The following is an 11,727-nucleotide window of genomic DNA, read 5'->3' as shown; positions in this document are numbered from 1 at the left end:
CTTGGACCGCAACACTGGTCACTGCCTCGTGGAACCCCCCGCCGTCATTAAAGTAAACGAGAACCGTCAGCACATGGCCTTCGTCCTCATCCGTGAGCGTATAAGTGGCCTCTTGCGCCCCCTCAAACTTCTCGCCCGAGCGCAACCATTGATAGCGCAGCGTGCCCAACCCGTCGTCATCGGCCAAGCCGCTTACATCCGCAGTCACCGTATCCCCCAGCCCAAATACCGCCGGATCGGCGTTGTCACTGACAAGCAGCACGGTCCCAGTCAGGTCGTGATTGCCATCGTCAATCGGGCCGGTCACGGGCGCGAACTGTGCCGACGCGGTCTCAAACGATGCGTCCTGAATAAGAACCGTCACGCCGATCTCGGCCCCCACATGCGCTGCCGTCAGTGCAAAGGTATTCTCGGAGGTGGTCTCGAGAACCACCCCATCCGCCGTCCAAACATAGCTAATGGTAAATCGCGGATCGTCGGTCCGAAGGCCTTCGATCTCGGCAGTCAGCGTTTGGCCTGCGGCTTGGCTCCCTGTGAGCGTGACTGAAACATCCCCGCTCGCGACAGGCTGAAAACTGCGACTGTAAACGCCGGCACCGCCGCCATCCTGCCCAGTGGACTGCCATGTGATCACCCATCCGCCACCCTCTAGTGCGGCGATCTGTGGGAGGTATTGATTGCCTTCAGTATAGGTGTTGACCTGCGTCTCGTCGCCTTGCGTGCTGCCATCGGCATAATAGGCCTGCGCATAGACGCCATAACTGCTGCCATCCTGACCATTGGACAGCCAAGTGATCACCCAGCCCCCATCGCTCAGCGCGGTGATCTGGGGCTCGTACTGGCTGCTTGCTGTATAGGTATTGACCTGCGTCTCATCGCCTCGCGCGGAGCCGTCGGCATTATAGGCCTGTGCATAAACGCCATTCCCGTCGCCATCCTGCCACTGGGAGGTCCATGTGATCACCCAGCCCCCATCGCTCAGCGCGGTGATCTGGGGGAAGTACTGATTATCCGCCGTGTAGGTATTGACCTGCGTCTCGCCGCCTTGGGGCGTCCCATCCGGATAATAGGCCTGTGCATAGATGCCCCAACCGTCGCCATCCTGGCCAGAGGAGTTCCATGCAATCACCCATCCGCCATCGCTCAGCGCGGTGATTTGGGGCTCGTACTGGCCGCTGGTCGTGTAAGTATTGACCTGTGTCTCGCCGCCTTGGGGCGTACCATCCGGATTATAGGCCTGTGCATAGACGCCGGGAAAAGAACCATCCTGATCATAGGAGACCCATGTGATGACCCAACCACCATCATTTAGCCCGGAGATTTGAGCGTTGTATTGCTCTAATGTCGTGTAAGTATTGACTTGTGTTTCGGTGCCTTGAGGCGTGCCATCGGCGTTATAGGCCTGTGCATAGATGCCAGCGGCATCGCCATCCTGCCCCCACGACGTCCATGTAATCACCCAGCCGCCATCGCTCAATGCGGTGACTTGTTGGCTGTACTGGGAGCCTGCAATATAGGTACTAACGTGTGTCTCGCCGCCTTGGGGCGTACCGTCCGCGTTATAGGCCTGTGCATAGACACCGCTATCGTCGCCATCCTGCCCCGGGGACCGCCATGTAATCACCCAGCCGCCATCGCTCAGCGCGGTGATTTGCTGGTATTCCTGATTTCCTGTCGTATAGACGTTGACCTGTGTCTCGCCGCCTTGGGGCGTGCCATCCGCGTTAAAGGCCTGTGCATAGATGCCGTAAATGTCGCCATCTTGGTCAAGGGACTGCCATGTGATCACCCAGCCGCCATTGCTTAGGGCGGTAATCTGCTGGTTGGTCTGTTCGTTTGTCGTATAGGTATTAACCTGTGTCTCAAAAATTGGCGTGATATCCACATTGACCGCACCGAGGGCCTCAACCGTTCCGCCGTCATTAGCGGTCACGCTGATCGACGCCGCATTGTTTCCGGCCACATCCGCAGCACCCGTATACTGGATCGCCGTGGCTGTGTTCAAAAACGCATCGATATCCGCCGGAAGGCCCGTCAGGATCAACGCACCGGTTCCACTGCCGGTCACGGTAACTGTGCCGGTTGAGGTCGCTTCCAGCGTACCGCTGTCCGCCGTGAGCGTCATAGCAAAACTCGCGCCCCCGCCAGCAACGGCAAAATGCACCGCCGACAAGTCCAGATCAGCCGCAATCCCTTCAAAAGCCGCCACATCCGAGGGCAGCCCCCAGTTCACGCTGCCATCGGCGTTATAGACCTGTGAATAGATACCGTTACTGCTGCCATCCTGCACATCGGACCTCCATGTGATCACCCAGCCGCCATCACTCAGGGCGCTGATCTCGGGGTCGGTCTGATAGCTCAGAGTGTGGTTGTTGACCTGCGTCTCGTCCCCTTGGGGCGTGCCATCGGCGTTAAAAGCCTGTGCAAAGACGCCCCAACTGTTACCATCCTGACCATTGGATCGCCATGTGATCACCCATCCTCCGTCACTCAGCGCGGCGATCCGGGGGGTGGCCTGATCGTTAATTGTATAGGTGTTGACCTGCGTCTCGCTGCCTTGGGCCGTGCCATCAGCATTATAAGCCTGTACATAGACACCGTAGGAATCCTGATCTGGCGCTTCCCATGTAATCACCCAACCGCCATCGCTCAGCGCGGTGATCTGGGGGGTGTAACTCCAGAAGGCGAGCGGACTGGTATTAACCAGTGTCTCGCCGCCAAGCAGCGTGCCATCCGCATTATAGGCCTGCGCATACAGGCCAAAACCTTCGCCATCTTGTAAATAGGCGGGCCATGCGACAACCCAGCCGCCATCACTCAGCGCGGTGATTGATGACTCTTCTTGAGAGCCTGTCACGGTGGCGTTAACGCGCGTTTCGCCCCCTTGTACGGAACCCGTGGCGTCATAGGCCTGCGCATAGATTCCGGCACTTTCGCCATCCTGCCCCCACGACGTCCATGTAATCACCCAGCCGCCATCGCTCAGTGCGGTAATCTGGGGGGACTGCTGAACGCTTGTTGTATAGGTATTCACCTGTGTCTCGCCACCTTGGGGCGTGCCATCCGCATTATAGGCCTGCGCATAAACGCCGACATCTTCGCCATCCTGACCAGTGGACGCCCATGTGATCACCCATCCGCCATCACTCAAGGCCGCGACGTGTTGTTGGGACTGGTAGTTGGTCGAATAAGTGTTAACCTGCGTCTCGCTGCCTTGGGCCGTGCCATCCGCATTATAAGCCTGAGCATAGACGCCGTAACCGTCGCCATCCTGATCAAAGGACAGCCACGTAATGACCCAACCGCCATCGCTCAGCGCGGTGATCTGGGGGATGCTTTGGCTACCAACCGTATAAGTGTTGACCTGCGTCTCGCTGCTTTGCGGGGTACCGTCAGCGTTATAAGCTTGCGCATAGATACCCCAATTGTCGCCATCCTGACCATAGGACTGCCATGTCACCACCCAACCGCCATCGCTTAATACGGTGATTTGGGGGGATCTCTGAGAGTTCGCTGTGTAGGTGTTGACCTGAAACTCTGAATAAATGGGCATAAAAATACGGTCTCGCTTGTTTGAAATATTGAAAAGGAATGCTGTAAAAATCGGCGGGGCAAAGAGGACGCGCCGCACAAAATGCACCGGGTGCATCTGTGTTGAGGGGTGTCCATGCCTGCTGCCTAAAACGCCGATTTCAAATCATTTTTCGCCGCGCCAAGCGATGTCCCACGTTACGTGCGTAAACTATTTGTTAATCTTTTCAATTAGTTTCTCAAATGTTAAAAAAGGCCAGCCACCTCGCGGCCAATTTAGGGAACAAGATATCGTGGAGTTCGGTACTGAACCACCGAGCGCCCCTGCCCGTAGGCGCGGGTATCTCGTTTCCTGTCGCCCTATTCGGGCCCAACAATTGCGCGGTGCTTGATCGCCCAGGTCACCAGCGCCCCATGCCGATCTCCGCAGGTGATCAAATCACTGCCAATCCGCCCCAGCGCAATTTCGATGTCGGCTTGGCTCTTTGCCCCTAGCGCAATCTGTGGTTTTCTCACAGGGGCGAGCAGCTCGGCGTCAGGCCTAGGGGCGCGCATCCCAGAGGGCGCGGATCCGCTGCACGCTGAGAGCATCAACCGCGCAGCGATCGGCCACCTCGGCCGAAGGTCCCTCCTCCCGCCTTCGACCCTTTTACAACCGCGCGCGCAGCCATTTCACTCACGGATTTTTAGGTCGCGTCGCAGATCTTACGGAAACGCTCGAATGGCATCGCTCTGGGCCTTGATCATTGCGAGTTCACACCGTTTTCGGACGCGGGTTGATGTTTTGGACTTCGGCAACCAGATCCGTTTCTATTGTTGCGCAGAGTCGGCGCTCCTAAGCAGAACAATAATTTTTGTGAGGTTGCCTGCAAACGCGGTCAATCGATCCCACGAGCATCCCCCAAGACACACATGCGCGAAAAGTCTTGGTGTTTAAACTAAGTTCCACTACGATTTCTTTAAGTTGAAGGTTTGTTTTACTTAGTTGACGGGGGTCTCATGAAATAACCGATAGCCTTGGTTTGCGCCTTTTCAGCCGGCCTTGTGGCCTGCGATATAGTGCCTACACCTGCTCCATCATTGGACAATGCCGCCTTGAATGCGCGCTGTGAACTCGCTGTTGCGCAGGAGGCCAATGTCTCCGCAAGCATCGTCATTGCAACGTCTACAATCCCGACAGACACAGGAACACTCACAACAGTCGATCTACTTGGCGCAACGGCACCATGGAATTGTCGAGCAGATACAGCCGGCCTTATAACCGGAATTGATTATAGCGAAGAAGGATAAACTATGGAATTTGCAATTCTGGCGAGCCGCACCGTTCTTTCAAAATATGCTACTTTTTCGGGGCGCGCTTCCCGACCCGAGTTTTGGTGGTGGGTTTTGAGTATAACCGTTATTTTGGCAATCACCCGCCTCATCGACGGCGTCATAATAGCTCCTTTATTAGGTTTTGATACCTTTCAGAGCGGAAGTGGGCAGCCACTTTCTTTTCTGATTTCTCTAGCCGTTATTCTACCGAACATTGCCGTCGCTATGAGGCGTTTACACGATATTGGGAAATCTGGCTGGTGGTTGTTGATCGCACTTTTACCTGTGATCGGCTTTCTGGTTTTGATCTATTTTTATATCCAACCTAGTGATAAAGGCGACAACGAATTTGGCCCACAACAGCCTCTCAATGCGCCCTAATTCTCGCGGCAGATAAGTCAGCTTTTCACGTTCTGGTTTTTAACCCCGAGCCTGCGGCAAATTTTGCACCCCTCTCCTCGATAGGCTGATTGGATACCTTATGAAGACATCGGTCTTTTCCCTCCTCACCCTGCCCGTTGTTGCCGAATGTTCCAGTGTGACGAGCACCGAAGACGCCCTCAGTAGCCATGGCTACTCTGAAACTTATGTCGCAGGATACGACGCGGGATGTGCAAGCGGAAAGCACGCGGGTGGCGACATGTTCGGCAAACGAAGCCAAGATGGTGCTGCCTATGCAGCGAACGCAGACTATAAAACGGGTTGGGACTACGGCTTCATTACCTGCAAACAAAAGGAAGTCCGCGATCTGGAAATAGCGACAGCCATAGGTATTGGTCTGGCTGCTGGAAGCTCAAACCGCCATGGCGCGTATGGAATTGATGCGCGCGCTGCGTTGGCGGGCTTGGATACCAGCGCGATCCAAGCCGCTGGTTGGTAACCAAAGTAGAGGAAATTCAACATGAATAATTTCGTACAATCAGCCTTTGCACTCACAGTAGCGCTGGCGTCTCCAGTGTCAGCACAAATGTTTGACGAAGCCACAACCGACGCGTTGAAGGTCTGCCACGATTACGTCTGGTTTGAAGTCCCTGAGTTTAAGGAATTGCCGAACGCAGCGGTTTCTGTATTTCCAGGCATAATCGATGAGAATTCAATCACCATTTTTTGGAATGTTATGTGGGATGATCCGACCGTCCGTGCCGCAGGGAACTGCACGACGATTGACGGCGCAGTTGAGGGTTTTGAAGACTATACGAAAATGGATTAGTCGGCGTTTTACCAAAACGAGTGCCCTCCCTGACACGACCATCTTGTCTCTGAAAAAACCTCCAAAGATCAACGTGACACCCACCCAGATACCGCTTATTGTTTAGGAATGCGGAATAAGACTTAGGTATGACCGTGTCTTGCCTGTTTTATCGCACTAAGGAACTCTCATGACTATATCAAAATCCGTTCTTATTGATCGCCATCCTGGGCGCTCAGCCCAAACCATTGGCATGGCCAAGGAGCTTGGAACCAGCCCAGACTTGATCCATAAACCGTCAGTCGGTGTGGTCGGAACTAAGGGCGATAGCCAATGCTACTTGGGCGTCACAGATAAAGTTGAAGCAATTCATGCCCGCCTTAGGGACCGTATCGGAACGGAACCAGAGCAGTTGAAATTTCGTCTTGTCGAGCCCCAATACACGGTCGCGACGTCAGACGGCATTCGGAACGGGACGCGCGAAATGCGCTACTCCCTTATTGGCCGCGAAGTTACCAATGATGCGCTTTGCGAACACCTTGAAGCGAGTGGCCTTGCAGGAACTATCGCAGTTGTTGCATGTGACAAACCACCTGTCGGAACGTTGGCCGCCTTGCTCGAACATAATACGCCAGCAATCATCCTGTCGGACGGACCAATCCATCCCGGGATTGATCCCAAAACTGGCGGCGCAATCGACATTGTGAGTGCCTACGAGGCCGCCGGCCATCCGGATCCAGAATACCGTCATCACATTGCGTGCCACGCCTGTCCGGGTATTGGAAGCTGTGGTGGCATGTTTACCTACAACACCATGCAAATATTCATCGCCGTCGCTGGGATGCAGCCGTTGCACATGGTGGCCCCCGCGTCCGATGACTCCAGACGCCTCAATGAATTTCCAAACGAACTCGTCGATTACTTAGCACAGTTAATTGAGCTGGATTTAAAGCCGCGCGACATCGTTGTGCGCGACTCTTTACGCAATGCCTTGATTGTTGCACTGGCTGTGGGTGGATCAACCAACGTCATCTTGCACGCGCCTGAGATTGCTCGCGCCGCAGGATATGAGAATTTTTGGCAAGACGTTATGACGCCAGAAGAGTTCAATCATCTCTCGCAATATGTCGTGCCTGTCCTTACGGACGCGCGCCCATATGGCAAATACTCCATGGTCGACATTGATCAAGTTGGCGGCGTTCAAGTGATTGTCCGCGAGCTTCTGGAAATGGGCTTAATCAATGGGGACGTTATGACCTGCACAGGGGAAACCCTAAGTGCGCAGGTCGAGCGCCTGAACACGGCAAAACCGGACGGGACAGTCGTCTATACAGTTGAAAAACCTTACAAACCAACAGGTGGTTTGCGTTTACTAAGCGGCAATCTGTCTCCTGATTTTTCAGCAATCTTAAAACTTGCAGGCGTTGAAGGTGGACTAGGCGATAATCTATTCCGCGGCAAAGCGCGCACCTTCGATGGGCAAAGTGGCCTTTTGAAAGCGCTCGATGCGGACCCAGATAGCTTTCAAAATAACGATATGGTCATTGTGCGCTACGAGGGTCCTACCGGCTCACCTGGCATGCCAGAGATGCTAGACCCGACTGCACGCATCACCACCCTTTGCCGGGAAAAAGGCATCGTGATCGCCTTGATGACAGATGCGCGTTTCTCTGGAGGGTCCGTTGGACTGGTGATTGGACATGTGGGGCCAGAGGCGGCTCTTGGTGGGCCAATCGCATTCATTAAAGATGGCGATGAAATTATCGCAGATCTGAATACAAGTGAATTAACCTGCACAGAGCTTAAGGACCCAGAGACATTTGCGAAACGCAAAGCTATTTGGGAAAAAGAAACCGCAGACAATGGCGGCACTCATCCTTCTTGTGGCATCGCGGACACGCGCCTCTTACATCGTGCGCGTCACTCTGCCGTTCCAGCATCGCGTGGTGGCGGCATTCATCCAAACCGAGAGGTTTGGGTCAGAGAACCAAGAGATGCAGACCGCTCTGGCTTTATTCCGTCGAATAAAACGCGACCGGGCACCGCTAAAGAGTTCTAGCGCACAATCTGTCGTAAATGGCATTGCCGCGGCATCAGTCCGGTGACCCAACTCTCGACGTCCAAACACTGAAGCATTACTCTCAGACCTGAGAGTAATGCTATTGAATGTGGGTTATCTTCGATTTCTCCTTCTGAGCCGCCCTATTTGAGCACTGAGGCACACGCGCGCCGCAGATTGTTTTCACCGCCGATAACATCAGTGTTGAAATTACGGCATCAAACGAACCTCGAAGAAAAGCGCGCCCCAAATGGGCAACAATATCCCAAATGAACCAAAGGAAAAGAGCTTAACCTAAACACCCGATTGGAGAAGCGGACCTTCGCTGCGCAATTTTCGAATGTCAGCTCAGGCCCGTTCGCTTCGCTTACATTAGGGCTTAATTCGAAACCATCGTGCTAACGCAGCATCCGACACGAAGAGCGGGAAGCAGACCCTCGCTGCATTCTGCACCAATGTCTGCAGTGCAAAACAGACTACCAAATAAACTGGGTCTTAGGGCTTAGAGTGTTGAGGTAAGTAGTCTGAGATACAAAAGCTCTTTGCCTTCAGCATCAAAAGTTGCGGAAATCGTCATCAGATAACCCACCGAATTTAGAAAGCGCGGAACGAGGCCAGTGGTCGGAAATCTGGGTCCGTTTTCCCTTATCGACCAACGCCCGTCAACTCTCATTGTCCCATCTGAGGTGACATAGGGGTTAGTTGGGCTATTTATCTCTCCGAACTCAAAGCCTTGCGCCTCCATCCATTCAGCGGCTTGGAGAACGCCGCCCCATTCATGGAGCAATCTAAAGGAACAAACCGTTGCATCGCCTGTGCTGACAATCTTATCCCAATCTATTTGGATGAGTTCGGCACGATTTTGCGCATTTGCCCCCTCCGCAAGGCAAGATTGAATATCCGGAAACCTAAGCAATGCACGATCGACATCTCGCGTCAGATAGTGATCATATTCGACGCGGAACTCTGGAATTCCTCGTGGGGTTGGCTCAGTGTGAATGCGATTATAAAAGACCCGTGGCGCCATTGAAATCAATGAATAAACGATGGGAGAAAGGGCCCCGACCATAACAATGAGGTATAGCTTTTCATCCCATGGGGTGCGCGCGAAATGTCGAACGGACCAACCGGCGCGGCCCGCTACTCTTCCTGTCAGCAGCCAATATATCAGGAGAAATAGAGATATGTTTCCCACCTCTGTATTCAGAAAACCCTCCAATACGCCGAGCATCAAACACAGAACGAGAACGATTGTTTGCCACCGGTTCAACCGCTTTCCCTTGAAGGCGCGCCTATCGAAGGCAAACAATACACTGCTTAGAACCCCAACGAACAGAAGAGCCAACGGAAAGAAAAAAATGACACTTAAAAGGATCCACCCAGCTATTTTACTAGAATGAGACTCCGCTTGCGGCCATAAATAAGCTCCCAAAAATACCATTAAAAACAGACTGATCAAGACGGTGAAACCGATCCTCAAAATTCGACTCGGCGGAAGATCAGATCGTGGTTGTGTTGTGCTCAACTCAATTTCCTTCGTCAAAAAAGTAACTCGCTATAATATGGCCGGCTCTATTCAAATTCGGTAAACTTGTCAAAAATGTGAAGTGGCAGCAATTAGGGTCAAATGTACCCAAGTGAGGCAAAGCTACCGTTAGCCGCAAAGTGCTTTAAGGTCAGCTTCTCTAATTGGATGTTTAGGTCAAGCCCGTTTTCCTTCTTTCTTTTGGGTCTTTGTCACTCATCCGGGTCACGCTTCTGTTCGCAGTCTGGTTGATGCCGTTTTGGCACCGCTGCACGCATATGTCGGATCGGTAGTGGAGAGCCTTGCTTTGAGACGCGCTTCACGTTGCGCAGCAGCCATTTTCGGCTCCTTCTATTACCTGACAGGGCATGTTTACATGCCTGAGAAGGCACAGACCTCGTCCGGTGAGGGACGACCCCGTTAGGATTGGTGGTCGGCTTTTAGTTCATGCCGCTCCTCCCACTTGGTCCTGACGGAATTCCGTGCCATCAACCCACATGCGATGCGGCAAGACGGCGAGTTTGCGGGCGACTGCGACAACGGCGCGACGGCGACCCTTGGTGCACATCAGTCGCATGCCCCATGATTGGATCTGTGAGCCAGCCATCGTCCGCATCAGCAAAGCGTTTGCAGCTGCATACAAAGTTGCGCGAACGTCTCTGTCCCCCGCTTTCGATATTCGACAAAGATTGTCGTGCTCACCTGACTGATATCGTCGCGGTGTCAGCCCAAAATGCGCGCCTACAGTCCGTGACCGTTTGAAGCGCGTAGGATCATCCACAGCGGCTTTGAAGGTCAATGATGCAATCGGTCCAACACCCGGTACGGTCATCATTCGCATACAAACCTCATCATGGCTGGCGGCGCGTTTGACACGCCGATCCAGTTCCAGAAAGTGCTGATACAAAACCACACGTGCATCCAAGAGCGGCACCAAGGCATGCGCTAGAACGTCATCCATCTCGATCATCGGCCGGACGACTCCATCGAAACTGCCGTGCTTCACAGTCTTGGCCAGATTCATTGGCCTCTTTAGCAATGCCTTGCGCGTGCTAAGCAAAGAACGGACACCATGAGCCTCACGGCTCTTCATATGCACCGGGCTGAACCAACCCGTGCGTAGCACTTGAGCGATCCCGCGTGCGTCATTCTTATCCGTCTTGTTGCGCATCGCTGACAGCGCCGCGTTGACCTGTCGTGCTTCCATGCAGACGACATCAAAGCCTTCTGCTTCCAGACCATGGAACAGGTGCTGACTCATCGTGCCCGCTTCAAAGCCGACCCGCTCAATCGGATGGGGGAAGCGTGCAAGGCACTCTGCAATATCGCTGACCTCACAAGGCAACTCCCGCTCCAAAAGCAGCGTCCCCTTGCTATCAACAATGCAAAGCGCACAGGATCGTAACGACACATCTAAACCGGCAAAATATTCCATCTTCTATCTCCCTTGTTCAAAAATCATCTTGTGATCTTATCGGGAGCTCGACCTCAGAACAGAGGTAGCCCAATTACGCATGCTTTGGGCAGAAAGCCACAAGTAGTGCCAAACTACCGGACGGCAATTTGTCCTCTCTCCTGACATCGGCGCGGCACACGGCGAACGTCCGGTTCGCGCCCTCATTCACTCGTTTCAAGACCAGTAATTCTATAGTTACGGAGGATTGCTGCGGTCGCCGCCCACCATGTTGATGCACGGGTTCGTTGTTGGTGATGCGAAAACGCTGAAGAGTTTATGAAACTCTCCTCAACGCGCCAAACCAGGGCGTCGTCAGTTTGCCAGACCTTGAAGGACAGGCATCTGGGTTCGTTCAAAGTCAGCCGTATATGTTCATTAAGGCTGTCCTTGATGACCTCCACATCGTCCGTGCAAGAGCAGAGTAGCTTGCCTGAAAGGCACACAATGCTGGTTGGATCGGCATCATATTTCATCCGTGATCCTCCAGCGATCACCTTAACGAGCGATGTTCGTTTTGTCCGGAGGCTGTGTAGAAACCCGGCTGATCTTGGTGCCCTTAAGAGTTTTTGACGTTCGTGTCCATTTTGGCACGATATCGTTATTCCGCTACCCTGATGGATCATGGTGGCGCTCAGGACAGTCTTCGGCCTATC

8 protein-coding genes and 1 pseudogene are annotated in these 11,727 nt (G+C 53.6%); 4 read left to right on the top strand and 5 right to left on the bottom strand.

What is annotated here, in order from left to right:
• Together AB9F26_RS21610 and AB9F26_RS21605 are read right to left on the bottom strand one after the other, a co-directional pair.
• Positions 1–3,553 (bottom strand): annotated as a pseudogene (locus AB9F26_RS21610) (hypothetical protein); the annotation flags it as partial.
• 338 nt (positions 3,554–3,891) lie between these two features.
• Entirely contained in the window at positions 3,892–4,086 is a 195-nt protein-coding gene (locus tag AB9F26_RS21605; protein WP_369769059.1) for a hypothetical protein, read from the bottom strand.
• Positions 4,087–4,824: 738 nt separating this feature from the next.
• Between AB9F26_RS21605 and AB9F26_RS21600 the strand changes: the two genes are divergently transcribed.
• The 4 genes from AB9F26_RS21600 to AB9F26_RS21585 all read left to right on the top strand — a co-directional run bounded on the left by AB9F26_RS21600 (position 4,825) and on the right by AB9F26_RS21585 (position 8,093).
• Entirely contained in the window at positions 4,825–5,226 is a 402-nt protein-coding gene (locus AB9F26_RS21600) for a DUF805 domain-containing protein (protein ID WP_335586913.1), read from the top strand.
• A gap of 100 nt (positions 5,227–5,326) precedes the next feature.
• The gene (locus tag AB9F26_RS21595; protein ID WP_335586914.1) at positions 5,327–5,725 is read left to right on the top strand and encodes a hypothetical protein; all 399 of its coding nucleotides are present in this window, start codon (positions 5,327–5,329) and stop codon (positions 5,723–5,725) included.
• 21 nt (positions 5,726–5,746) lie between these two features.
• Positions 5,747–6,055 (top strand): hypothetical protein, encoded by a 309-nt coding sequence (locus tag AB9F26_RS21590; protein ID WP_335586915.1) that lies wholly within the window; start codon positions 5,747–5,749, stop codon positions 6,053–6,055.
• A 169-nt stretch (positions 6,056–6,224) separates the two neighbouring features.
• Positions 6,225–8,093: a dihydroxy-acid dehydratase gene (locus AB9F26_RS21585; protein WP_369769058.1), complete on the top strand. Its 1,869-nt coding sequence runs from the start codon at positions 6,225–6,227 to the stop codon at positions 8,091–8,093.
• A 502-nt stretch (positions 8,094–8,595) separates the two neighbouring features.
• On the opposite strand, the gene AB9F26_RS21580 is transcribed toward AB9F26_RS21585, so the two are convergent.
• The 3 genes from AB9F26_RS21580 to AB9F26_RS21570 all read right to left on the bottom strand — a co-directional run bounded on the left by AB9F26_RS21580 (position 8,596) and on the right by AB9F26_RS21570 (position 11,547).
• Complete coding sequence (locus AB9F26_RS21580) at positions 8,596–9,618, bottom strand: hypothetical protein (protein ID WP_369769057.1); 1,023 nt, start codon at positions 9,616–9,618, stop codon at positions 8,596–8,598.
• Positions 9,619–10,063: 445 nt separating this feature from the next.
• Positions 10,064–11,053, bottom strand: coding sequence for an IS110 family transposase (locus tag AB9F26_RS21575; protein ID WP_369769056.1), 990 nt, complete (start codon positions 11,051–11,053; stop codon positions 10,064–10,066).
• Positions 11,054–11,235: 182 nt separating this feature from the next.
• Positions 11,236–11,547: an antibiotic biosynthesis monooxygenase gene (locus AB9F26_RS21570; RefSeq protein ID WP_335586919.1), complete on the bottom strand. Its 312-nt coding sequence runs from the start codon at positions 11,545–11,547 to the stop codon at positions 11,236–11,238.
• Between the last annotated feature and the right edge of the window lie 180 nt (positions 11,548–11,727).

It is taken from the genome of Falsihalocynthiibacter sp. BN13B15 (assembly GCF_041205415.1).
Taxonomy (GTDB): Bacteria; Pseudomonadota; Alphaproteobacteria; order Rhodobacterales; family Rhodobacteraceae; genus Falsihalocynthiibacter; species Falsihalocynthiibacter arcticus.
This window is presented reverse-complemented; position numbering and strand designations above follow the sequence as displayed.